The sequence below is a fragment of the Faunimonas pinastri genome (assembly GCF_900110915.1).
GTDB lineage: Bacteria > Pseudomonadota > Alphaproteobacteria > Rhizobiales > Afifellaceae > Faunimonas > Faunimonas pinastri.
In genome coordinates, this window is sequence record NZ_FOFG01000002.1 from 146,591 (window position 1) to 169,503 (window position 22,913).

Consider the following 22,913-nt stretch of genomic DNA (forward strand, 5'->3'; position numbering starts at 1 on the left):
GCGGTCAGGAATGTCTGTGCAAGATCTCACGCGCCCGGAAGCATCGCGCGCGCTTCAAGAAACCGGATCGGAATCGGAGCAGGGCGAACGCCCCGGCGTGCATACGCGGCTAGGTCTGTCGGCCGGCGCGCTCGCGGCTATCGCTACCATCGCCGCCGTCGGCATGGCGGTCAGCCTGCTGCCGCCGCTCCTTTCGTTCACGCTGTCCGCCCGCGGCATCTCGGAGCGGACGATCGGCATCCTTGTCGGCACGATCGCCCTTTCCGCGTTGTGCGTGACGCCCTTCGTGTCGCGGATCGCGCACCGATTCGGCACGGCCTCCGTCATCGCGGCGCTGACCCCCCTGATGGCGGCCATGGTGCCGCTCGCCTATTATATCCAGAACCTGGTCCTGCTGTTTCCCATCGCCTTCATCTATGGCGGCGCGATCTGCCTCTGCTTCACGCTGTCTGAGTTCTGGATCAATGCGGCCACCCCGCCCGGACGCCGCGGGCTGGCCATGGGCATCTATGCCTCGGTGCTGGCGATCGGCATGGCCATCGGGCCTGGCATCATCGCGATCACGGGCATCGATTCGATCACACCGTTTCTCGTCGGCAGCGGGCTGATGCTCCTGGCGACCATACCCGCCCTGCTCGCCCGCCGCGTCTCGCCCGAATTCGAGGAGGCGCCGCATCATGGCTTCACCTCCTTCATCTTCGCGGTGCCGATCGCCACGCTGGCGGCCTTCGTGTTCGCCATGGCGGAATCCAGCAGCTTCACATTCCTGCCGCTCTGGGGCCGTCATATCGGACTTTCGGGCAGCGTCGCTCCCTTGCTCTCCTCCGCCATGACGCTGGGCAGCGTCGCGCTGCAAATCCCGCTGGGACTTTGCGCCGACCGTGTCGACCGCCGCCTCGTGCTGCTGGGGCTTGGGGTGGTCGGAATCGCCGGCATGTTCGGCGCCTGGTTCCTGTCGGATCATACGGCGCTGCTGATGGCCGTGTTGTTCATATGGGGCGGTTCCACGGCCGGTCTCTACACGGTCGGCCTCGCCTATCTGTCCTCGCATTTCGCCGGGCCGTCGCTGGCGAGCGCCAACGCCGCCTTCGTCTTCTGCTATGCGCTGGGCATGCTCACCGGCCCCTTCCTCGTGGGGGACAGCATGCAGCGCTTCCCCGGCATCGGCTTCCCGCTCGTACTCGGCATCGCCTTCGGTCTCTACTCGCTGCTGGTGCTCTGGCGGCTTGTGTTTCGGCGCAAGTTTGCTTGACTTCCGGGCCGCGAAGCGTCATTTGAGCCTCAATCCCGATTTCGACCAAGGACAAGTCCGATGGCCAAGGCCGCCACTATCAAGATTCGCCTCGTCAGCGAGGAAGGCACCGGCTTCTTCTACGTGACCGAGAAGAACAGCCGCACCATGACCGACAAGATGCAGATGAAGAAGTACGATCCCGTGGCGAAGAAGCACGTGATGTTCAAGGAAGCCAAGATCAAGTAAGCGGCTTTCCATCTCGCAGCTCAGGGCGCCCTCGGGCGCCTTTTCTGTTTTTGGGCTCCGAAGAAGCGGGAAGCGCGACGGTTCGCCCGCAGCATCACGGGATGCACGGTCGGCGAATCGACACGACTGAGCAGGTTAAGGCCGGAGGATCAGGCCGCCGCTTCGACGACGCGGTTTCGACCGCCCCGCTTGGCGGAATAGAGCGCCTGGTCGGCGCGGCGGACGAGCGTTTCTATCGTATCGCCCTGCCCTAGGTGCTCCGCAACGCCGATGCTGACCGTGACCGGGATCTGGTCGCCCGTTCGCGTGGCGAAAGGTGCCCGGTCGATATCGCGGCGAAGCCGGTCGGCGATGAAGGCGGCGACATGGGCGTCCGTTTCCGGCATCGCCACCACGAATTCCTCGCCCCCGAATCGCGCGACGAGGTCGATGCCGCGCACGCCCTTGCGCATGCGGGTCGCGAATTCGCGCAGCACGTCATCGCCGGCGTCGTGGCCGTAGCGATCGTTGATGCCCTTGAAGAAATCGATATCGAAGATCAGCAGCGAAAGCGGCTTGCCCGTTTCTTCCGCGATGGCGACCATGGAGCGAAGCTGCGTGTCGAGATGCCTGCGGTTGTAGAGCCCGGTCAGCGGATCGGTGATCGACAGCTCCATCGCGCTGGACACCATATCGGTCAGCCGGTCGGAGAATTTCTTGCGGCGAAGCTGGGTCCTGACGCGGGCCCGCATCTCGTTCGCGTCCACCGGGCGGACGATGTAATCGTTCACGCCAAGGTCCAGCGCCCGCAGAAGCCGTGCGTTCTCGTCGGGATCGGTGATCAGCAGCACGGGCGTGTAGCGCGCGCGGTCGATCGTGCGAAACTGCGAGCAGAGGCGGAGCCCGTCGGCGCCCTCCAGCGAGAGGCTGACGACCAGCAGGTCGTAATCGTGCTCGATCGCGCGGGAGAGCGCGTCGGCCGCATCGTTGGCGCGTTCCAGCGTAAAGGCGCTGGAGAGCGCCTGCTGGATCTTCCGTGAAGAGGTCTCGCGATCGTCGACCATCAGGATGCGGCCGCCGAGATCGGCAAGGCGCATGAAATCGCGATGGTTGCCGTGCACGGAGGTGGCGCGCAGCGACAGTTCGTCGGCGACGGTCTTGAGACGCAGGAGGCTGCGGACGCGCGTCAGCAGCGCCACGTCGCCCACCGGCTTGGTCAGGAAATCGTCGGCCCCGGATTCCAGGCCCTTCACCCGGTCCTCGATGCCGTCCAGCGCAGTCACCATGATGACGGGGACGTCCGCCGTCGCGCTTTCCTGCTTGAGCCGGCGACAGACCTCGAAGCCCGTCATGTCGGGCATCATCACATCGAGCAGCACCAGATCCAGCCGCTCGCGCCTCGCGATCTCCAGCGCGTCGGTACCGTTCAGCGCGGTACGGACCTCGTAATATTCCGCGCGCAGACGCGCTTCCAGCAACCGTACATTGGCCGGAACGTCATCGACGACGAGGATACGCGCGGTCACCGGCTGGCTCTCGCCATGTCAGGGCGCACCCACAAAGGTTTTCACCGTCTCGATGAAAGTGGCAACCGAGATCGGCTTGGAGAGATAACCCTCGCAGCCGCCCTGCCGGATCCGCTCCTCGTCGCCCTTCATCGCGAAGGCGGTGACGGCGATCACCGGAATGTGGCGGATGGTTTCGTTCGCCTTGATACGGCGCGTCACTTCCAGCCCGGAGATCTCCGGCAGCTGGATATCCATGATGATCAGATCCGGATGTCGCGTTTCAAGAGCTTCAAGGGCCTCATGGCCGTTGCGCATGGGCATGGTGTCATAGCCGTGCGCGCGCAGCAGATCGTTGAAGAGCTTCATGTTGAGCTCATTGTCTTCGACGATCATGACCGTCTTCGGCATCCGATTGCTTCCTTCGCGGCCTGGCGATCAAGGTCGATGCAAACGTTTCCGCGCAATGGTAAATTGAACCATCTCACTTAAGGAATGGCAAATGGCCTGTGCCTGGAACGGCCGTATCCGGCGCGTATCCGGAAAATTCGGGTTTCGCCTGGGTTCGATGCGCCGACTCGTCGCGCCCGGTGCCCGGAAAGCCGCCGGCAGATGCGGCGCGGCGACGGATTGGCATTGCTGCTGATGGCCGGGACCGCCCTCCTCTGCCGCTCCTGCCTGCGCCGCTCCGAAGGCGCGACGTATCGCTGCCCGGCCTGCGGCAGCCCGCGAATCGTGCGGCACGAAGAACTGTTCTCGCTCACCATCGCGCATATCGACTGCGACGCCTTCTATGCCTCCGTGGAGAAGCGCGACGATCCCTCGCTGCACGACAAGCCGCTGATCATCGGCGGCGGCAGGCGCGGCGTGGTATCGACGGCCTGCTACAACGCCCGCACCTTCGGCGTGCACTCGGCCATGCCGATGTTCAAGGCGCTTCAGGCGTGCCCGCAGGCCGTGGTGATCAGGCCGGACATGGCGAAATATGTTGCCGTCTCGCGCGAGGTTCGCCGCCTCATGCTGGAGCTGACGCCGGCGGTCGAGCCGCTTTCCATCGACGAGGCGTTTCTGGATCTCACCGGCACGGAGCGCCTGCACAAGGCGAGCGCGGCGGAAGTGCTCGCCCGCTTGCAGAAACGGATCGAGGCGGAGATCGGGATCACTGTTTCCGTCGGGCTCAGCCATAACAAGTTTCTCGCCAAGATTGCTTCAGACCTGGACAAGCCCCGCGGGTTCGCGGTGATCGGCCGGGCGGAGACGAAGACATTTCTCGCGGAGAAGCCGGTTTCGCTGATCTGGGGCGTCGGCGCGGCCAGCCAGAAGCGACTGGCGAGCGACGGAATCACGCGCATCGGACAGCTTCAGGTGATGGACGAATCGCTGCTGGCGAAGCGCTATGGCGCGATGGGGCTGAGGCTTGCCCGGCTGTCGCGAGGCGAGGATGTCCGCAGCATCACGCCGGACCGGGAGGCGAAGAGCATCTCCGCCGAGACGACCTTCGAGGATGACCGTATCGAAGCCGGCGAGCTTCTGCCGGTGCTGCGTGGGCTGGCGGAGAAGGTGTCCGGCCGGCTGAAGCAGCAGGAACTGGCAGGCCGCACCGTGACACTGAAGCTGAAATCGTCGGATTTCCGCCTTCGCACCCGAAGCGCGCAACTTGGTGAACCCACCCAGCTCGCCGACCGGATCTTTCGGCTGGGCCGCGACCTGCTGATGCCGGAGATCGCCGATCCGCGCGAGCGCTTCCGGCTGATCGGGATCGGCGTCAGTCATCTCACCTCGGCCGATAACGCCGATCCCGTGGACCTCCTCGACCCGGGCGCCGAGCAGCGGGCCAGGATCGAAGCCGCGATGGATAGGGTGCGCGGCCGCTTCGGCACGGACGGGATCCGGCTCGGCCTCACCCTGCCCGCCCGCAAGACCGATCGCCCGCGAGGCGGATAACCTTTTCCGAACGCCCGCCCGAACCGGACGCTAGTATTCGTCGCCGAGGAGCCTCGCCCGCGCCGCCATGACGGGATCCGGATGCGCCGCCTGGGCCGCAGCCACCCGCGCTTCCACAGAGACGACATTCGCCTGTGGGTTGCCGTCCGCATTCACGGCATTTATGGCGCCGGCATAGCGGCGAAAGCGATCGCGAGCTTCGTCGGCAACGGACAGATCGGCCGCGAGACAGTCGCCGCGCTGCGCGCTTTCCACCCGGAGACGCAGCCTCGTTCCCTGTTTGTCTTCAACAAGTTCTGCATGAAGAACACGGGCGGGAGCGCCCGGCATATCGACGTCCATCGCGTCCTCGCCATTCCCTGAATGAACGCAGGGTGATTGGAGAGGACGCCGTTGTCAATCGGAGGTTGTGAATATATTCCCCTAGTGGTTGCAGGCGGCGGGCGGGAGCGCCTCCAGCTTTTCCAGCTTGCCGGAGAGAGAATAGTCTCCGTAATCCAGGATCAGATCCTTGCTCACGCCATTCTCATAGAGCTTGAAGCTCGTCTGGTAGCTGGGTGTCTGCTCGCCCGGCAGCTTGGTCTTGTCGTCGGTCGTCTTCGCCTTGTCGTGGTCGAAATAGGCGACGGACACGGGCCAGAAGCGGAGCCCCTTGGTCATGTCGTCGTCCTGCCCCACCCGCGAGGCGCCGATCACGGCCGAGGCGGTGTCGGGCGCGGTCCCCGTCCCCGACCCTTCATAGGTATGGGTGGAAAAGAACTTCTGCCCGGCTTTGGCGGCGTCGACGATCGACTGCAGATGCTGGCCGGGGAAGATAACCTTGTCGCTCACGTTGATCTGCTTTGCCTCCGGCTCCTCCAGCTCGATGGAGAGCCCGTCCGGCGTCTTCTCCGCAAAGCCCTTGAGACTGTCGGTCGGCTGGTCGTCGACCAGCGTGCGCGAGGAAAAGCGGTAGGTCGCGCCGTTGCCGGGTTCGAAGCTGGTCGCCTGGAAGTCGAGCTTGCGATCGTCCTGCTCGGAGCGGCCGATCTGGACCACGAGACGCTGCGTGGTGGTGAAACCGGCGCATGAGCTGCCCTTCACCTCGTACACCATCTCGCCCGACGCACCGGTGACGCCCGCATTGGGCGCCACATGGGCGAGGTCGATCTTGTAGGTCGCCCGGTGTGGGACCGGAATGGTCGTCGGCTTCACCCCCGGCCCGGGCACGGCCTGCGCGAAAGCGGTGCCGGTCAGGATGAAAGTTGCGACGAGGGGAAGCGAAAGGCGATAAGGAGGTGTCATGGGCTGAGTTTGAGTCCCGGACTGCGGCGAAAGCACGGCGCGGAGCATAGCGCAAACTTGACCCAAGGCCATTGAAGCGCGCGGCTTTCTGCGCCATGTGTCCCCGCGCTAGCGGACAAGGGCACGGAGACAGAATCATGATCGACCAGCGATTGCGCGAACTCGGCATCACGCTTCCCCAGGCTTCCGCCCCGGCCGCGAACTACCTGCCCTATGCGATCCACGGCGATCTCCTCTATATCTCCGGGCAGCTGCCGACCAATGCCGCGGGCGAACTGACGCGCGGCAAGCTTGGCGCGACCCACGATGTCGCGGCCGGCCAGGAAGCGGCGCGCCTTTGCACGATCAACATCCTGGCTCAGGCGCGCAACGCGCTGGGCGGCGATCTCGAGCGCATCCGCCAGGTCGTGAAGATCACCGGCTTCGTGGCGTCCACGCCCGATTTCGTCGAGCAGCATCTGGTGGTGAACGGCGCCTCAAACCTCCTGGTCGAAGTGCTGGGCGAACGCGGTCGCCATGCGCGCGCGGCGGTCGGCATGGCGGCGTTGCCACTGGATGCGGCCGTCGAGGTCGAAGCCATCATCGCGATCGGTTGAGCCTTGGCCACGAAGCTCCCCTGGCTGGTTGAACGGCCGCTCGCCCATCGCGGCCTCCACGCTCTGGAACAGGGCCGGCCGGAAAACAGCCTTGCCGCCTTCGAGGCGGCGGTCGAGGCTGGTTATGCCATCGAGTGCGACGTGCATCTCGCCGCCGATGGTGTTCCGGTCGTCTTTCACGACGACGAACTGGAGCGCCTCACGGAAGGCACCGGCCATGTTCGGGACCTGACCTCGACCGAGTTGGCGGAACTTGCGATCGCCGGCACGCGCGAGCGCATTCCGACGCTGGCTCAGCTGCTTTCGCTGGTCGCCGGCCGGGTGCCGCTGGTGATCGAGCTGAAATCGATCCCCGGCCGGGATACCGGGCTTGCCCCCGCGGTCGTGGATCTCCTGAAATCCTATCGCGGCGATGTCGCGGTGATGTCCTTCGATGCCGGCCTTCTGGCCGATGTGACCGTCCTGCTTCCCGATCTGGCGCGCGGGCTGACCGCCGAGGGCGGCGCCGGAACGGTGAAGGAGCAGCTGAAGACGATCCGCCGCCTGAAGCTCGATTTCGTCTCCTATTCCGTCGACGACCTGCCGCACTGGGCGCCCTTCCTGATGCGCACCTTCTTCGGCATGCCGGTGATCTGCTGGACGGTGCGCAATGCGCAACAGCGGCGCAAGGCGAAGTTCTGGGCCGACCAGATCACCTTCGAGGGCTTCTACGCCTGAGCGCGGGGGCGAAAGACGGCGCGGGCCTGCCGCCTGAGGCGAGATGCCCGCGCCCGCCCCATTGCGCGTCCGGCCGGCCGGCCTAACTTGTGGGCATGACCGATCAAAAGCCGGCCGGCGTGCCAGTCACCGTTAGCGTTCTTTCCGACCTTTCCGACCTCGACCGAGCCGTCTGGGACGCCTGCGCCAATCCGGGCTGGACAAGCGAGGGCCGCCCCGATGGCAGCGGTTCGGGCGACGGCGAGCGCGACGCGTACAATCCCTTTCTCTCCTGGGACTTCCTGCAAGCACTGGAAGAAGCCGGCTGCGTGAGCGCCCGGACCGGCTGGCAGCCGAGCCATCTGGTGATGGAGGACGGGGCGGAGAACGTCGTTGGCGTCATGCCCTGCTACGTGAAATCGCACAGCCAGGGCGAATATGTCTTCGACTGGGGATGGGCCGACGCCTTCGAGCGTGCGGGCGGCGAGTATTATCCGAAGCTGCAGGTCAGCGTTCCCTTCACCCCGGTGACGGGCCGGAAGTTCCTGATCGCGCCGGGCGGCAATCCCGGCCAGCGGCGCGCCGGGCTCGCTTCCGCCCTCGTCCAGCTTTGCGACCGGTACGGCGCGTCCTCCGCCCACCTCACCTTCATGCCGGAAGGCGAATGGAGCTTCGCCGGCGACCTCGGCTTCCTCCAGCGCACGGACCAGCAGTTCCACTGGACCGACGACGGCTACGGCAATTTCGAAGGCTTTCTGGAAGCGCTCGCTTCACGCAAGCGCAAGGGGTTGAGGAAGGAACGCCGCGATGCGCTGGCCGACGGCATCGAGGTGGAGTGGGTGACCGGCGCCGATCTGACCGAAGCCCATTGGGACGCGTTCTTCCGCTTCTACACCGACACCGGCTCGCGCAAATGGGGTCGCCCCTACCTCAACCGCCGCTTCTTCTCGCTCTTGGGCGAGCGCATGGCAGACCGGGTTCTGCTGATCCTCGCAAGGCGGGAGGGTCGCTATATCGCGGGTGCGCTGAATCTCATCGGCTCCGACACGCTCTACGGTCGCTACTGGGGCTGTACCGAGCACCACCCCTTCCTGCATTTCGAGGTCTGCTACTACCAGGCGATCGACTATGCGCTGGCGAACGGGCTGAAGCGCGTGGAAGCCGGGGCGCAGGGCGAGCACAAGCTGGCGCGCGGCTACGTGCCTGTGGCCACTTATTCGGCGCACTACATCGCCAATGCGGGCTTCCGGGAGGCCATCGACCAGTATCTCACGCGCGAGCGCGTCCATATGGAGGAGGAGCGACAGCTCCTTGCCGAACACGCGCCCTTCCGCAAGCCGAACGAAGGCGGGACGCCGGCCTACCCGGATGATGCCGGCCGACTTGACGACGACGAGCCCGCCTGAGACAGAGACGCGACGCTCTGGAGAACACGATGACCGCGCCGGCTTACGATGACCAGAACATCTTCGCGAAGATTCTTCGCGGAGAAATCCCGTCCATCAAGGTCTATGACGACGAGCATACGATCGCTTTCATGGATGTGATGCCGCAGGCCGAAGGCCACGTGCTGGTGCTTCCCAAGGCGGCGTCGCGCAACATCCTGGACATCTCGACGCACGATCTCCTGCATGTCTCGGAGACCGTGCAGAAGATCGCGCGCGCCGTGGTGAAGGCCTTCGACGCCGAGGGTGTCAACGTGATCCATTATGGCGAGCCGGCGGGCGGGCAAACCGTCTTCCACACCCATGTCCACGTCATCCCCCGCTTCGAGGGTATCCCGCTGAAGCCCCATACGGGCGGCATGGCGGACAGCGACGCACTTCAGGTGCAGGCCGACAAGATCATCGCCGCGCTGGGCAACTGAGCCGCGGCGACCGCAGGCACCGAACGGCTGCTATCGGGCTGTCGAGGAAGCGCTCCGCCACGGCTGGCGCTTCTCAACCAACCCCGGTGAGACGCCCGTGGCCGTCTGGATCAAGTCCGAGCGGCTGGTCCATGCATCCGGCCCTCATCCGACGGCTGCTCATATCGGATGCAAGGGCGACAGGACGCGCTCGGGAAGCAGTCCGTCCAGATCCGCCGCGGCGGATCATGAAGATCTCAAGATCCGGCGTGGCCATGAGAGCCGGGTTCCACGTCCAGGAGAAATCCTCCGAACAGGCGATGATGTCGGGTCCTGCTCCAGGTCTGGTCGGCTTCATTGGACCGTTCTCACAGACTGTAGATGGCCTCGGTTGACCCCGGATCTCTGCCCGGCATCACGATGCGCCGGTCGGCAAGACGAAGCTCACTCATCTTTTCCGTTTTGCCCAGCACACCTTCGCCCACATAGTTGCCGAGCGTGAGCAGACTCACCGCAACGATCGAAACCGCCAACCGCGACACGATCCAGCGAACCGGCGGCAGGAAGGACCAGAGTGCAAGGCCTGCTGACGGGGCATCCCCGCATGGCCAAGAGCCTCCTTCCATCTCTGCTGCCCCGAATTCGGCAGGAGCCATGCGGAACAGATGCCGACCAGCCACGGCAGCAGCAGCACGAAGCCGAGGACGATCAGTCCGACCTGCAGGATCTTGAGTACTGGCAGGAGGTGCCACCCCGCCGCCGCATGCCGGGCCAGCGATAGGCGGCATCCGTTTCATGCCCCAAAGTGGTCCTCCAAAAAGAAAAGCCGGTGGCGATAGCGCCACCGGCTTTTCTTGTTTCAGAACCTCGGGATTGTCTGGACAACCCCGGTCAGTCGCCGATCAGGCGTCGACAGGCACACGATCCTCGGCATCGTCCGCGTCACCGTCGCCTTCGTTGGCCTCGACCTTCGCGGCTGCCTTGCGGCGGCTAGAGCCCGGAGCCGGCTTGGCGTTCGCGTTCTCGTCCGGGATCGAGTCCAGCTTCAGGCGGGTGCCGCCTTCAGGATCGTCCTCGACGCTGACCTTGACGATGCCGCCCTTCTGCAGCTTGCCGAAGAGCAGTTCCTCGGCGAGCGGCTTCTTGATGACGTCCTGGATCACGCGGCCCAGCGGACGGGCGCCCATGCGCTCGTCGTAGCCGCGCGTGGCGAGCCAGTTCGTTGCCGCCTCGTCCAGTTCGAAGGTGACCCCACGGTCGGCGAGCTGGGCTTCCAACTGCAACACGAACTTGGCGACGACCTGATTGACCACTTCCTGCGGCAGCGGGCCGAAGGGAATGACCGCGTCCAGACGGTTGCGGAACTCGGGCGAGAACAGGCGGTTGATCGCCTCCTCGTCCTCGCCGCTGCGCCGGCTGTGGCCGAAGCCGATGGCGGAACGCGCCATCTCCGCCGCGCCCGCATTTGTCGTCATGATCAGCACGACGTTGCGGAAGTCGATCTGCTTGCCGTTGTGGTCGGTGAGCTTGCCGTGATCCATGACCTGCAACAGGATGTTGAAGAGGTCCGGATGGGCCTTCTCGATCTCGTCGAGCAGCAGCACGCAATGCGGGTGCTGGTCCACGCCATCGGTGAGCAGGCCGCCCTGATCGAAGCCGACATAGCCCGGAGGGGCGCCGATCAGCCGCGAGATCGTGTGCCGTTCCATGTATTCCGACATGTCGAAGCGAAGCAGCGGCACGCCGAGAATGTCGGCGAGCTGGCGCGACACTTCCGTCTTGCCGACGCCCGTGGGACCGGAGAACAGATAGTTGCCGATCGGCTTTTCCGGTTCGCGCAGGCCGGCGCGGGCGAGCTTGATCGCCGAGGACAACGCCTCGATCGCGCGATCCTGACCAAAGACGACGCGCTTCAGGTTCGACTGGAGATGCGCCAGCACCTCCGCATCGTCCTTGGACACGGACTTCGGCGGGATGCGGGCCATGGTGGCGATGGTCGCCTCGATGTCCTTCACGCCGATCGTCTTCTTGCGCTGGTTCTCCGGCAGGAGCTTCTGCGACGCGCCGGTCTCGTCGATCACGTCGATCGCCTTGTCCGGCAGCTTGCGGTCGTTGATGTAGCGGGCCGAAAGCTCCACCGCCGACTTGATGGCGTCGTTGGTGTAGCGGACCTTGTGGTGATCCTCGAAATACGGCTTCAGCCCCTTGAGGATCTCGATAGCATCCGGCACCGAAGGCTCGTTCACGTCGATCTTCTGGAAGCGACGGACGAGTGCCCGGTCCTTCTCGAAGAACTGGCGATATTCCTTGTACGTGGTCGAGCCGATGCAGCGCAGGGAACCGGCCGCGAGTGCCGGCTTCAACAGGTTCGACGCATCCATCGCGCCGCCGGAGGTCGCGCCCGCGCCGATGATGGTATGGATCTCGTCGATGAACATGATCGCGCCCTCATGGGCCTCGATCTCCTTCATCACCTGCTTCAGGCGTTCCTCGAAGTCGCCCCGATAGCGGGTGCCGGCGAGCAGCGCGCCCATGTCGAGCGAGAAGATCGTGGCGTCGTGCAGCACGTCCGGCACTTCGCCGTCCACGATGCGCTTGGCCAATCCCTCGGCGATGGCGGTCTTGCCTACGCCGGGATCGCCGACATAGAGCGGGTTGTTCTTGGAGCGACGGCAAAGCACCTGGATCGTGCGGCGCAACTCCGCGTCGCGGCCGATCAGGGGATCGATCTTGCCGGCCTTGGCCTTCGCATTCAGATTGATGCACCAGGCGTCCAGAGCACTCTCCTTCCGCGAGGACTCTTCCCCGTCTTCAGACTCGTGTCCGTCCTCGCGAGAGCCGCGAACCGGACGAGCTTCCTCGGCTCCGGGCCGCTTGGCAATGCCATGCGAAATATAATTTATCGCGTCATAGCGGGTCATGTCCTGCTCCTGCAGGAAATAGGCCGCATGGCTTTCCCGTTCCGCGAAAATCGCGACGAGGACATTCGCCCCCGTCACTTCCTCGCGACCGGACGACTGGACGTGGATCACGGCGCGCTGGATGACGCGCTGGAAGCCGGCCGTCGGCTTGGCGTCCTCTCCGTCGGTGCCGACGAGATTGCCGAGCTCGGTGTCGACATATTCCGTCACGTCGGAGCGCAGCCGATCCATATCGACATTGCAGGCCCGCATGACGGAGGCCGCATCCTTGTCGTCGATCAGGGCCAGGAGCAGATGCTCCAGGGTCGCGAATTCCTGATCGCGTTCATTGGCGAAACCGAGGGCTTTGTGAAGCACCAGTTCCAGAGAGCGTGAGAATGATGGCACTGGGGGTACCTCTCTGATTATTTCTTTTCCATCACGCATTGCAGCGGATGTTGATGCTTGCGGGCGGCATCCATCACCTGGGTCACCTTGGTCTCGGCAACCTCGTACGTGTAGACGCCGCACTCACCCACACCGTTCGTATGCACGTGAAGCATGATCCGGGTCGCATCCTCCTGGCTCTTCTGGAAGAACCTCATCAGGACGTGCACGACGAATTCCATCGGCGTGTAATCGTCGTTGAGGATAAGGACGCGATACATGTTTGGCCGCTTTGTGGCGGTCCTTGTCTTGGTGACGACCGCGGTTCCGCTATCGCCACCATTGGGGTCGCTTTTCCGGGTGTCCTTTGCCATGCCGCTTCCGTCAGATGCCCGGTGGGAGGATCCGGGCTGTTCGTTATGTAGGTACGCCGCGCGGGATTGTCAGGGCTGATGCCGGACGATTTGCCGCTCGTCTCTGATGCTCAGGATAATCGAATTTCGCGGGAAGGCGATCCCATCCTTGAACCCGCTCGCGCAGCGGCCGTCCGGTATCCTTTCGTTTACCTTGCCGCCGCCGTCTTCAAAAGGTAGGCGTACCTTTACCGAATGGTAACGACGATCTTGTTAGCTGACGCCAAGTGGCCGTCGCGCATCAGCGGCCCGACTGGTTTTGCCGGCTCGACCTTGGGAGTTTGTCGTGAAAAGAGGTAACGCGTTGCGTACACCCGGTTCCTCAACGAAGGGTTTCGGCAAGGTCCTTTTCGCGGCGGCTCTCGTGGCCCTCGGAGGCCTTCCCGTTCAGCAGGCCTTCGCCGCGACCAAGGAAGCGGCCTATGTGGTCGACGCCAAGACCGGCGAGACCCTTTACGAAAGCCATGGCGACGAAGCGCGCTATCCCGCGTCGCTGACCAAGATGATGACCCTCTACATCCTCTTCGAGGAACTGCAGGCCGGTCATCTCAGCCTGGACAGCCAGCTCAAGGTTTCCGCCTACGCGGCCTCTCAGTCGCCGACCAAGCTGGGCCTGCGCCCCGGCCAGACCGTCCGCGTGGAAGATGCGATCAAGGGGATCTGCGTCCATTCCGCCAACGACGCCGCCGTGGTCATCGCTGAAAACATCGAGGGCTCCGCTTCCGCCTTTGCGGCCCGCATGACGCGCACCGCCCGCGCGCTCGGCATGACCAACACGGTCTTCTACAATCCGAACGGCCTGCCCGACATGCGCCAGCACACGACGGCGCATGACCTGAGCCGCCTCGGCCGCGCGCTGAACGATCGCTTCCCGCGCTATTTCGCGTTCTTCAACACCCCGACCTTCACCTGGGGCAGCCGAACCTACCGCAACACCGACCACCTGCTCGGCAGCCTCAAGGGTCCGGGCAGCGTCGCGGGCGTGGACGGCATCAAGACCGGCTATACCAACGCATCCGGCTACAATCTCGTGACCTCGGCCCGCTCCGGCAACCGGCATATCATCGCCGTGGTCATGGGCGGCGCCACGTGGGGCTCGCGCGATGCCAAGATGCGAGAGCTCGTCCGCCGCTACCTGCCGCAGGCGACGCCCGCCGGCACCACGTCCGATCCGGTCGTGATGGCCCGCATCGACACCGGTGCGAGCGCGCCGCAGCCGAAGCTCCGCCCCATCCTCGCTTCGGCCCAGGCCGAGGACGATGTCGCGGCCCAGCCGAAGGTCGCCTCCCTCACCGTCGAGGATGCCGCTCCGGTCGCCGTCGCTTCCGCGCCGAAGCCGCGCCTGAAGGCCAGCGCCGACCCGATCGCCGCCCGCATCAGCGAGGCGACTGCCGTCGCCGAGCTCGCCTATGCCAACTCGGATGCGCATGAAGAAGACCCGATCCGCCGCCTCGCCGAGCTCGCTCGCGACAAGGCCAGCGCCGGCTCTGAGAAGAAGACGCGCTCCTATGCCGAGCTGAAGGCCAAGGCGAGCCGCGAGGGCGCCGCCAGCGTGCCGCGCGGCTGGTACGTGCAGATCGGCACCTCGCATTCCGAGGAAGGCGCGCATGGTCTGATCGACAGCGCCAAGTCCGTCGGCGGCCGCGCCCTTGCCAGCGCCGATTCCTTCACCCAGCCGATCAATGTGCGCGGCGTGAAGGTCTATCGGGCCCGGTTCGCAGGCTTCAAGGACAAGGATGCGGCTCGCGACGCCTGCGATTCGCTCAAGTCCAAGAAGATCAGCTGCCTTGCCGTGGCCGACTGAGGGGGCGAACGATGCTGACGGACTCTCAGACTTTCGGCTTCTCCCCGGCGATCGAATACGCGTCCGATGACGCTGCCGGGGCACGAGCTCCCAAGGGTCGCACCCTTTCCGCGGATTTCCGCCTCGCCGGCCTCCGCCTGACCGCGCGCGAACTGATCGGCTATGTCCGTGTCCATGCGACGCGCGCCCGCCGCCGGGCCCTGCCGGCCGCGCAGATCTCGCTTGAGGTGCGCACTCCCGAAGGCGCCCCGGCGCTGCAGATCCTTTTCGATCTCTAGAACAATCGTGACCGGCGGCGAGCCGCCGGTCTTTCTCCCGCACTGGCGCGTTGCCAGTCAGTTCTCCTGCCTCAGAGTAGGCCCAGATCCGCGAGTTGCCGGCGAAGCTCCGCCGGCAGGGCCGAGCCGCCCTCGCCCATAGCGCCGACATCGAGTGGCGCCTCCTCCGGCTTCAGATAACGCCAGCCCTGGAACGCACGGCGCGGCTGCCATTCCGTCGCCACCAGTTCCGGCTTCAGCACGAGGCGACAGCGGGATACTCCATCCGTGTCGCGGAACGGCCTGACGTCGAGGATCTGTTGGCGTACCTGCACGTTGCCGCGGATCACCCAATAGAGCGAGCCGCCGTCCAGCAGGTCGGAAACCTGCTTCGGCACCATCCGCGTCGTATGGAACTGCTCGGGCACTTCGCCCGCCCGTTTCTGGGCGGCAAGCCGCTCCGCGATCCAGAACTGGAGATCCTCCACAGCATCGACGCCGACGCAGAGTTTCAGAAGATGAAGCATGACGCGGCTCTTAAGACCTGCGTCGCGGCATCACAACGCTCCCGTGCGGGCATCTGCGTTCCGGAGGCGCGAACGACAGGGTTAAAGGCTAAAATTGACTGTTAATAGGGAAAGCTCCGCTTAGGCAGCCTGACCGGATACGATTGCATCCGAAGGCGGGGAAGCGGACACAAGCCCCATGAACGCAGCAGAGATCACCCCGGCCCTCATGACAAGGCAGCCTCCGTCTACGAACCCGGAAATCCGGCGTACCGGTCGCGCGGTCTTCGCGCTCGCGATTGCCACCTGCAGCATGAGCATGGCCATCGTCACGGCGCTCGCCATCCTTCTTCAGCATTAAACATTTCATTCTGATCAGAATGGTCACCCAACCTTACGACAACACGGAAACTTGATCGTTTCCAACCGCGTCGGGCGATTGTGGAAAGAGGGATTTTTCCGCATCTTGAGAGTGCGAAGCCGGAAACGGATTTGCATCCCTCCTCCTCCAGTGGGGCGATTCTCAGGGATCGCCCCGCCCCTTTCCACCTCGCGGTGATGTGGGACCGGTTGCTCCGGAAGGCCCGCGCCCTTATCCTTGGATGAGGTTGATCCAGGCGGGTTCATGGCACTCCAGAACAGTCGAGAGTTTGAGGCGGAGACAGGTGTCGCGGACCGGTCGCAACGGCTCGTCGAAGAGGCCGGCATGGCGTCCTGGAACTTCGATACCGCGACCGGCACCATCCCGCTTTCTCCCGAGCTGTCCGCGCTTGTCGACATCCCGGTCGAGCAGGCGACCGATCTCCTTTCGGCGCTCGACAGCAAGGACGGGGCGCGCCTGCGTGCCGAACTGACCGAAGCGGCTGCGGCCGGGCGTTCGGTCCGGCTGCGCTTTTCGCTCTCGCGCGAGCCCGGCACCATCGCATCCGAAGAGGAGGATGCCCCGCTCGATCTTCGCTGGTGGGAACTGCGCGGCGGCGGCACCGGCGATGGACGGCTGCGGGGCCTCTGTCTCGAAATCACCGACGGCGTGAAAGAGGAAACCGACCGGATAGCGGCCGTTCGCCATGAAGAGTCGCACCGGATGGGCAATCTCTTCTCGATGGTGCTCGCGATCTTCAGGCAAACGGCTCACGGCGCCACGAGCATCGAGGAGCTTTCCCGTAAATTCGGCGACCGCATCAACGCCGTTTCCAAGGCCCATAGCGCGCATGGCACGAAGTCGGTCCACGAACTCGTCGCCGCTGCCCTTTCCGGTCACAGCGATCGTGTCGCGATCACCGGCCCGGACGCGCGGCTCGATCCGGAGCCGTCGTTTCATTTCAGCATGGCGCTGCACGAACTCTCCACCAACGCCGCCGACCATGGCTGCTTCACCTCCGGCCGCGGCACGCTCGCCGTGACCACGGACGTGGTTCTGGCCGAGAATGCAGACCGCGACGCTACGTCATCCGCTGACAGCGAGCCGAAACCGCTTCTTCGGCTTGTCTGGAAGGAGAGCGGTACGCTACCCTCCGAAAGAGGACCGGAGGGATTCGGAAACCGCATGATCGCGCAGGTGGTCGAGCGCCAGTTGCATGGCCGGCTTGAGCGAGAGATGGAGCGGGACGGCCTGAAGGTCACGATCGAATTGCCCCTGTGATGCCGGCCCGGAGGCCGGACGCGCCAGTTAACTCCGTCCGGACCCGTCGATGCCCGATCTGAATGCCCCGGTGATCGTCCTCTTTCGGGATGATCTGCGCCTGGGTGACAACCCTGCCCTTCATGTCGCCACCAGCACCAACGCGCCGGTCATTCCGGTCTTCGTGCTGGACGAGGAAAGCGGCGGCCTGCGCCCGAGAGGTGCCGCATGGCGCTGGTGGCTGCACCAGTCGCTGTTGGCCCTTTCGGCCGATCTCGCGAATTTCGGCAGCACGCTGATCCTGCGGCGCGGCGCCATGGCGGACGTGGTGCCGGAGATCGTCCGGCAGACCGGCGCGGCCGCCGTCTTCTGGAACAGGCGCTACGAGGCGGCCAGCCAAGCGGCCGACGAGGAGGCGCTGAAATCGGCCGGCGTTCCCGTTCGCACCTATAATGCGAACCTGCTGAATGAGCCCTGGGAGATCAAGACCCGGGAGGGGCGTCCCTTCCGCGTCTATACGGCCTATTGGCGGGCATGCCTCGCCCGGGGCCTGCAGAACGCCCCCCTGCCGCGTCCCTCCGCGATCACCTACTACAGCGGCCCGGCGATCGAGAGCGACTCTCTCGACCGTTGGGGCCTGCTCCCCACCCGGCCGGACTGGGCGGGCGGGATGCGCGAGACCTGGACACCCGGGGAAGGCGGCGCGTACGAGCGACTTTACGAGTTCGTCGATCACAAGCTTTCCGGCTATGCCGCGCATCGCGACGAGCCGCAGACGGACATCACCGCGCGGCTTTCGCCCCACCTCAGCCACGGCGAGATCAGCCCGCGGCAGATCTGGGCGATGCTCGACCATCCGGAACTGGCGGCCCATCAGGCGAGCATCTCGAAGTTCCTGGGCGAACTCGGCTGGCGCGAATTCGCCTATCACTTCCTCAACCAGCATCCGGATCTCGCCACCCGCAACGTCCAGACCCGTTTCGACGAGTTCGGCTGGATGTCTTCGGAAGGCATGCTCAGGGCCTGGCAGACGGGGCAGACCGGCTATCCCATCGTCGACGCTGCCATGCGCGAGCTCTGGCAGACCGGCTGGATGCACAATCGCCTGCGGCTGATCGTGGGCTCGTTCCTGGTCAAGCACCTGCTGATCGACTGGCGCCTCGGCGAGCAGTGGTTCTGGGACACGCTGGTGGATTCCGATCCCGCCAACAATGCCCTCAACTGGCAGTGGGTGGCCGGGACGGGTGCCGATTCCGCACCCTATTTCCGCATCTTCAATCCCGTCCTCCAAGGGCAGCGCTTCGATCCGGAGGGCGAATATATCCGCCGCTTCGTGCCGGAACTGGCCGAGCTTCCCGGTCGCTACGTCCACGAGCCGTGGCGCGCGCCGGAGCGCATCCTCAAGGCGGCGGGCGTGGTGTTGAAGGAAACCTATCCACGCCCGATCGTGGATCACCAGCTTGCCCGCAATCGCGCCCTCTCCGCCTTCCATGCCCTGCGCAATGTCGACCCGGAGGCCGAAGGCGCTGCCGCGACGGACGATTCGCTGCCGCTCTGAGGGGAATGGAACAGGCCCGGAGCTCCGTCGGGCTTGAGGCGAAAGTTGTTCCGGAGATAACGCCTTGTTGGAGCCTGCATGCCTTGCCGCGGGCAGGCCACCGTCTTAGCCTTGCGACAAGCTCGTCATAACCCGGAAAGCAGACCCGGACTCATGCAGGTCGCACCTTCAGTTCTCGACACTATCGGTAACACACCCCTTATCCGCCTCAACCGCGCCTCCGAACTTACGGGCTGCGAGATTCTCGGCAAGGCCGAGTTCCTGAATCCCGGTCAGTCGGTCAAGGATCGTGCGGCGCTCTGGATCGTGCGGCAGGCGGAACGGGACGGCTCGCTCCGGCCCGGCGGCACCATCGTGGAAGGCACCGCCGGCAACACTGGCATCGGCATCACGCTGGTCGCGATGGCGCGCGGCTATCGTTCCGTCATCGTCATGCCGGACACGCAGTCCGAAGAGAAGAAGCAGGCGCTTCGGCTGGGCGGCGCCGACCTCATCGAGGTCCCGGCCGTGCCCTACAAGAATCCCAACAACTACGTGCGCGTGTCCGAGCGCCTCGCCCGCCATCTGGCGGCGAAGGATCCGAATGGCGCGATCTGGGCCAACCAGTTCGACAACACCGCCAACCGCGAAGCGCATATCGAGACCACCGGACCGGAGATCTGGGAACAGACCGACGGCAGGATCGACGGTTTCATCTGCTCGGTGGGCACCGGCGGGACGCTGGCCGGCAACGCGATCTATCTGAAGGGGCAGAATCCCGCGATCAAGATTGGCGTGGCCGATCCGCCGGGCTCCGCGATCTACAACTGGTACGCCCATGGAAACCTGAAGGCGGAGGGCTCCTCCGTGACGGAAGGCATCGGCCAGGGCCGCATCACCGCGAACCTCGAAGGCGCACCGGTCGACCTCGCCTATGAGATCCCGGACAGCGAGTCGATCCCGCTGATCTTCGATCTGCTGCGCGAGGAAGGCCTGTCGGTCGGCGGCTCGACCGGGGTTAATGTCGCCGGCGCGATCCGCATGGCGCGCGATCTCGGCCCCGGCCACACGATCGTGACCATCCTCTGCGACTATGGCACGCGCTACGCCTCCAAGCTCTTCAATCCCGAGTTCCTCCGATCCAAGGACCTGCTCGTGCCGGACTGGCTCGATCGCCGGCCGGACATCGAGATCCCCTTCGAGCCGGCGGAGTGACGCGGATGACGACCGAACTTCTTTTCCGGGACGATGCCTATGCGGAGGATTGCGAGGCGGTCGTCGTCTCCGCCGAGGGCAACCGGGTCGTGCTCGACCGCACCGTCTTCTATGCCAATGCCGGCGGACAGGCGGGTGACAGCGGTCGTCTGATCGTGCTCGGCAAGGGGATTCTTCCCGTCGAGAACGCGGTCTACAGCGAAGACAAAAGCGACGTCGTCCACCTGCTGCCGGTGGGCGCGGAATTGCCGGAAGTCGGCTCGGTCGTGCGCGCCGAAGTGGACTGGGACCGGCGGCACCGCCACATGCGCATGCACACGGCGCTCCATCTCCTCTGCTCGCTGATCCCGTTCCCCGTCACCGGCGGCTCGATCGGCAGCGAGGAAAGCCGGCTGGACTTCGATATCTCCGATGCGGATGCGGTGGAGCGCGAAGCTCTCACGGTCGCACTGAACCGTCTCGTCTCGGAGGACCATCCCGTGACCACGCGCTGGATCAGCGACGAGGAGCTGGAAGCCAATCCCTCCCTGGTGCGAACCATGAGCGTCAAGCCGCCGATGGGCAGCGGCCGGATCAGGCTGGTCGCGATCGGCGCGGACGAAGGCGTCGACCTCCAGCCCTGCGGCGGCACGCACGTCCGCTCCACCGGCGAGATCGGGCCAGTCGTGATCTCCAAGATAGACAAGAAGGGCCGCCAGAACCGTCGCATTCGCGTTCGTTTCGCAGAAGAAGGCGCCCCGGAAGGAACCACAGCATGAACAACGTGACCGTCTCCGCCGCCTGGCTTTCCGATCATCTGGGCGATGCCGGTCTGCGCATCGTGGATGCTTCCTGGTACATGCCGGCGCAGAATCGGAACGCCCGGGCCGAGTTCGAGCAGGCGCATATTCCGGGCGCGGTCTTCTTCGACATCGACGCTACATCCGACGGGACTTCCTCCCTGCCCCACATGCTGCCGGACGAGGCGACCTTCGCGGCGACCGCCGGTGCGCTCGGCATCGCGGAGAACGACCGCGTCGTCGTCTATGACGGGGCAGGCTTGTTCTCCGCCGCCCGCGCCTGGTGGACCTTCCGCGTCTTCGGTGCCCGCGATGTGGTGGTGCTGGATGGCGGCCTGCCAGCCTGGCGCGAGGCCGGCCTGCCGCTGGAGCAAGGCCCGGCCTCCCCCGTGCCCGCGCGATTCGATGCGCGACTCGACCGGGAGGCAGTCGCGAACTACGAAAACGTGCTCGATATCCTGCAAAGCGGGGCCGCGCAGGTCGTCGATGCGCGCGCCGCCGATCGCTTCACGGGAGCCACTCCGGAGCCCCGCGCGGGGCTGAAATCCGGCCACATGCCGGGCGCGCGCAACCTTCCCTTCAACCGGCTCGTGACGCCGGAGGGCACGCTCGCCGCGCCCGAGGCGATCCGCGCCAGCTTCCAGGGGGCGGGTGTCGATCTTTCCCGGCCCGTCGTCACCAGCTGCGGCTCGGGCGTCACGGCGGCCGTCCTGTCTCTGGCGCTGGCGCAGATCGGCAAGGAAGACGTGCGTCTCTATGACGGCTCGTGGACGGAATGGGGCGGCAAGGCCGGTGCACCCGTGGTGACGGGCGAACCATGAACGACGACTCTTCGCTGGTCAGCACCGTCATCACCTATCTGGAGATGACGGCGCCACCTGCCCGGCTGCCGACGATGCCTTCGGGTATCCGGTTGGCTCTGATGAAGGCGGAGCAGATCCCGGTTCATTTCTACCGTTACCTCTACGACCGGGTCGGTCGCGAATGGCTGTGGGCCGAGCGGCTGCGTCTCAGCGACGAGATGCTGGGCGCGCAACTGCGCCGCGAGGGGACGGAAGTCTATGTGCTCTACGCCAATGGCTGCCCGGCCGGTTACTTCGAGCTCGCCTTTCGAAACGGCAGCTGCAACATTGTGTATTTCGGCCTGATGCCGGAATGGATCGGCAGGCGGATCGGACCCTGGTTCCTTGGAACGGCCGTTTCCACGGCATTCTCACGCAAGATCGCGCGGCTCACCGTCAACACGTGCACGCTCGATCATCCCTCGGCGCTCGGCACCTACCAGCGGATGGGCTTTGTGCCGACCGGGCGCGAGGAGCGGAGCTTCCATCTGCCGCCCGGCTTCCAGCGGGGCTGATCTCTCCCCGCCCACCCGAAGTCGGCTGCGGAACATAGGTCCGGCTTTGCAGTTTGCCTGATGGGTGGGCAGTCGCATCTTGCTTGAGCAAGGGCGCATCAGGAGAGAAATCGCATATGAGTCTACGTTCTTTGCTGCTGGCCGGCACCGTGCTGCCGCTGGCTCTTGGAGGCGTCGCTTACGCCGGCCAGGCAACCGCCACCACGGCCGGAAAGATCATTGTAGCCCAGGCAGATACGGGCGGCGATCAGGATCAAGATCAGCAGCGCAAGCGCCATCGTCATGGCGAGGATCAGCAGCGCGGACAGGATCCGGCTGGCCAGGGTGAAGCCGGTCAAGGTGCTGGCGGCCAAGGTGCTGGCGGCAAGGGTGCAAACGGAGGCGAAGAGCAGAACAACCGTCATCAGCGGCGTGATCAGCCCGAGGGCGGCACCTCGGGCCAGCAGGGCGCGCGATCCGGCGACCAGGGCGGAACGGCAGGTGGCGGCGAAGCCCAGCCCGAGCGACGTAAGCACGACCAGCAGGCGCAGCCCTCCAACGAGGCCCAGCCGCAGCAGGGTGGCGAACAGGCATCCCCGACTCAGGGTCAGGGCCAGAACAAGAACGAGCGACAGCAGCGTAACCGCAAGGACAATGCGGCGCCCGCGCCCAGCGAGCAGAACGCACCCCAATCGGCGCCCAAGTCGGCTCCCGATACAGCTTCCCAGACGCGCGAGCATCAGCAGGCCGCGCCCGCTGACGAGCAGAACCAGTCCTCCACGCCTGCCCAGAAGGACCAGCCGCGCGGCAAGCACCAACCGAAGGGAC

The 22,913-nt window shown here is 65.2% G+C and carries 25 protein-coding genes; 17 read left to right on the top strand and 8 right to left on the bottom strand.

Annotated features, from left to right (window positions below; translation table 11 throughout):
- Nucleotides 1-16 precede the first annotated feature (16 nt).
- Both BMY25_RS03960 and rpmG read left to right on the top strand, forming a co-directional pair.
- Nucleotides 17-1,252, top strand: coding sequence for an MFS transporter (locus BMY25_RS03960; RefSeq protein ID WP_177176688.1), 1,236 nt, complete (start codon nucleotides 17-19; stop codon nucleotides 1,250-1,252).
- A 60-nt stretch (nucleotides 1,253-1,312) separates the two neighbouring features.
- Nucleotides 1,313-1,480, top strand: a complete 168-nt coding sequence (gene rpmG / locus BMY25_RS03965; protein WP_092495320.1) for a 50S ribosomal protein L33 — start codon at nucleotides 1,313-1,315, stop codon at nucleotides 1,478-1,480.
- A 149-nt stretch (nucleotides 1,481-1,629) separates the two neighbouring features.
- Here the strand turns inward: rpmG and BMY25_RS03970 are convergent, their stop codons facing one another.
- Nucleotides 1,630-2,985: a PleD family two-component system response regulator gene (locus BMY25_RS03970; RefSeq protein ID WP_092495321.1), complete on the bottom strand. Its 1,356-nt coding sequence runs from the start codon at nucleotides 2,983-2,985 to the stop codon at nucleotides 1,630-1,632.
- An 18-nt stretch (nucleotides 2,986-3,003) separates the two neighbouring features.
- Nucleotides 3,004-3,375: a response regulator gene (locus BMY25_RS03975; RefSeq protein WP_092495322.1), complete on the bottom strand. Its 372-nt coding sequence runs from the start codon at nucleotides 3,373-3,375 to the stop codon at nucleotides 3,004-3,006.
- Nucleotides 3,376-3,576: 201 nt separating this feature from the next.
- Between BMY25_RS03975 and BMY25_RS03980 the strand changes: the two genes are divergently transcribed.
- Both BMY25_RS03980 and BMY25_RS03985 read left to right on the top strand, forming a co-directional pair.
- Complete coding sequence (locus tag BMY25_RS03980) at nucleotides 3,577-4,908, top strand: DNA polymerase IV (protein ID WP_428976938.1); 1,332 nt, start codon at nucleotides 3,577-3,579, stop codon at nucleotides 4,906-4,908.
- Nucleotides 4,909-4,989: 81 nt separating this feature from the next.
- Nucleotides 4,990-5,271 carry a hypothetical protein gene (locus BMY25_RS03985; protein WP_092495323.1) on the top strand — a complete coding sequence of 94 codons (282 nt, stop codon included), beginning with the start codon at nucleotides 4,990-4,992 and terminating at the stop codon, nucleotides 5,269-5,271.
- Between the two features lie 60 nt (nucleotides 5,272-5,331).
- On the opposite strand, the gene BMY25_RS03990 is transcribed toward BMY25_RS03985, so the two are convergent.
- Entirely contained in the window at nucleotides 5,332-6,192 is an 861-nt protein-coding gene (locus BMY25_RS03990; RefSeq protein ID WP_177176689.1) for an EipB family protein, read from the bottom strand.
- Between the two features lie 137 nt (nucleotides 6,193-6,329).
- Here BMY25_RS03990 and BMY25_RS03995 point away from each other — a divergent pair, with 137 nt between their 5' ends.
- The 4 genes from BMY25_RS03995 to BMY25_RS04010 all read left to right on the top strand — a co-directional run bounded on the left by BMY25_RS03995 (nucleotide 6,330) and on the right by BMY25_RS04010 (nucleotide 9,351).
- Nucleotides 6,330-6,788 carry a RidA family protein gene (locus BMY25_RS03995; RefSeq protein WP_092495325.1) on the top strand — a complete coding sequence of 153 codons (459 nt, stop codon included), beginning with the start codon at nucleotides 6,330-6,332 and terminating at the stop codon, nucleotides 6,786-6,788.
- Between the two features lie 3 nt (nucleotides 6,789-6,791).
- Nucleotides 6,792-7,505, top strand: a complete 714-nt coding sequence (locus BMY25_RS04000) for a glycerophosphodiester phosphodiesterase family protein (protein WP_092495326.1) — start codon at nucleotides 6,792-6,794, stop codon at nucleotides 7,503-7,505.
- Between the two features lie 119 nt (nucleotides 7,506-7,624).
- A complete protein-coding gene (locus BMY25_RS04005; protein ID WP_238858149.1) occupies nucleotides 7,625-8,890 on the top strand; it encodes a GNAT family N-acetyltransferase in 1,266 nt (421 codons plus the stop codon).
- 29 nt (nucleotides 8,891-8,919) lie between these two features.
- Nucleotides 8,920-9,351, top strand: a complete 432-nt coding sequence (locus BMY25_RS04010) for an HIT family protein (protein WP_092495328.1) — start codon at nucleotides 8,920-8,922, stop codon at nucleotides 9,349-9,351.
- A 347-nt stretch (nucleotides 9,352-9,698) separates the two neighbouring features.
- Here the strand turns inward: BMY25_RS04010 and BMY25_RS20695 are convergent, their stop codons facing one another.
- The 3 genes from BMY25_RS20695 to clpS form a co-directional block, all read right to left on the bottom strand.
- A complete protein-coding gene (locus BMY25_RS20695) occupies nucleotides 9,699-9,986 on the bottom strand; it encodes a hypothetical protein (RefSeq protein WP_177176690.1) in 288 nt (95 codons plus the stop codon).
- A gap of 246 nt (nucleotides 9,987-10,232) precedes the next feature.
- The gene (clpA, locus tag BMY25_RS04015) at nucleotides 10,233-12,638 is read right to left on the bottom strand and encodes an ATP-dependent Clp protease ATP-binding subunit ClpA (protein ID WP_092495329.1); all 2,406 of its coding nucleotides are present in this window, start codon (nucleotides 12,636-12,638) and stop codon (nucleotides 10,233-10,235) included.
- A gap of 17 nt (nucleotides 12,639-12,655) precedes the next feature.
- Complete coding sequence (gene clpS / locus BMY25_RS04020) at nucleotides 12,656-12,991, bottom strand: ATP-dependent Clp protease adapter ClpS (RefSeq protein ID WP_092495330.1); 336 nt, start codon at nucleotides 12,989-12,991, stop codon at nucleotides 12,656-12,658.
- 403 nt (nucleotides 12,992-13,394) lie between these two features.
- Between clpS and BMY25_RS04025 the strand changes: the two genes are divergently transcribed.
- Together BMY25_RS04025 and BMY25_RS04030 are read left to right on the top strand one after the other, a co-directional pair.
- Nucleotides 13,395-14,834: a D-alanyl-D-alanine carboxypeptidase gene (locus BMY25_RS04025; RefSeq protein ID WP_143061867.1), complete on the top strand. Its 1,440-nt coding sequence runs from the start codon at nucleotides 13,395-13,397 to the stop codon at nucleotides 14,832-14,834.
- Between the two features lie 11 nt (nucleotides 14,835-14,845).
- The gene (locus tag BMY25_RS04030) at nucleotides 14,846-15,112 is read left to right on the top strand and encodes a hypothetical protein (RefSeq protein WP_092495332.1); all 267 of its coding nucleotides are present in this window, start codon (nucleotides 14,846-14,848) and stop codon (nucleotides 15,110-15,112) included.
- Nucleotides 15,113-15,183: 71 nt separating this feature from the next.
- Here BMY25_RS04030 and BMY25_RS04035 read toward each other — a convergent pair whose 3' ends face one another.
- The gene (locus BMY25_RS04035) at nucleotides 15,184-15,618 is read right to left on the bottom strand and encodes a DUF1489 family protein (RefSeq protein ID WP_092495333.1); all 435 of its coding nucleotides are present in this window, start codon (nucleotides 15,616-15,618) and stop codon (nucleotides 15,184-15,186) included.
- Nucleotides 15,619-15,796: 178 nt separating this feature from the next.
- On the opposite strand from BMY25_RS04035, the gene BMY25_RS20700 reads away from it, so the two are divergent.
- The 7 genes from BMY25_RS20700 to BMY25_RS04070 all read left to right on the top strand — a co-directional run bounded on the left by BMY25_RS20700 (nucleotide 15,797) and on the right by BMY25_RS04070 (nucleotide 22,106).
- A complete protein-coding gene (locus tag BMY25_RS20700) occupies nucleotides 15,797-15,958 on the top strand; it encodes a hypothetical protein (RefSeq protein ID WP_177176691.1) in 162 nt (53 codons plus the stop codon).
- A 345-nt stretch (nucleotides 15,959-16,303) separates the two neighbouring features.
- Nucleotides 16,304-17,239: an HWE histidine kinase domain-containing protein gene (locus tag BMY25_RS04045; RefSeq protein WP_177176692.1), complete on the top strand. Its 936-nt coding sequence runs from the start codon at nucleotides 16,304-16,306 to the stop codon at nucleotides 17,237-17,239.
- A gap of 49 nt (nucleotides 17,240-17,288) precedes the next feature.
- On the top strand, nucleotides 17,289-18,776 hold the full coding sequence (locus tag BMY25_RS04050; RefSeq protein ID WP_092495336.1) for a cryptochrome/photolyase family protein: 1,488 nt from the start codon (nucleotides 17,289-17,291) through the stop codon (nucleotides 18,774-18,776).
- Between the two features lie 153 nt (nucleotides 18,777-18,929).
- Nucleotides 18,930-19,970 (top strand): cysteine synthase A, encoded by a 1,041-nt coding sequence (locus BMY25_RS04055; protein WP_092495337.1) that lies wholly within the window; start codon nucleotides 18,930-18,932, stop codon nucleotides 19,968-19,970.
- Between the two features lie 5 nt (nucleotides 19,971-19,975).
- On the top strand, nucleotides 19,976-20,728 hold the full coding sequence (locus BMY25_RS04060) for an alanyl-tRNA editing protein (RefSeq protein ID WP_092495338.1): 753 nt from the start codon (nucleotides 19,976-19,978) through the stop codon (nucleotides 20,726-20,728).
- Nucleotides 20,725-21,570 carry a 3-mercaptopyruvate sulfurtransferase gene (gene sseA, locus BMY25_RS04065; protein ID WP_092495339.1) on the top strand — a complete coding sequence of 282 codons (846 nt, stop codon included), beginning with the start codon at nucleotides 20,725-20,727 and terminating at the stop codon, nucleotides 21,568-21,570. Before BMY25_RS04060 ends, sseA begins: the two co-directional genes overlap by 4 nt.
- Entirely contained in the window at nucleotides 21,567-22,106 is a 540-nt protein-coding gene (locus BMY25_RS04070; RefSeq protein WP_092495340.1) for a GNAT family N-acetyltransferase, read from the top strand. The genes sseA and BMY25_RS04070 overlap by 4 nt, the downstream gene beginning before the upstream one ends.
- A 122-nt stretch (nucleotides 22,107-22,228) precedes the next feature.
- Here the strand turns inward: BMY25_RS04070 and BMY25_RS20360 are convergent, their stop codons facing one another.
- Nucleotides 22,229-22,903 (bottom strand): hypothetical protein, encoded by a 675-nt coding sequence (locus BMY25_RS20360; RefSeq protein WP_177176693.1) that lies wholly within the window; start codon nucleotides 22,901-22,903, stop codon nucleotides 22,229-22,231.
- Nucleotides 22,904-22,913: the final 10 nt, after the last annotated feature.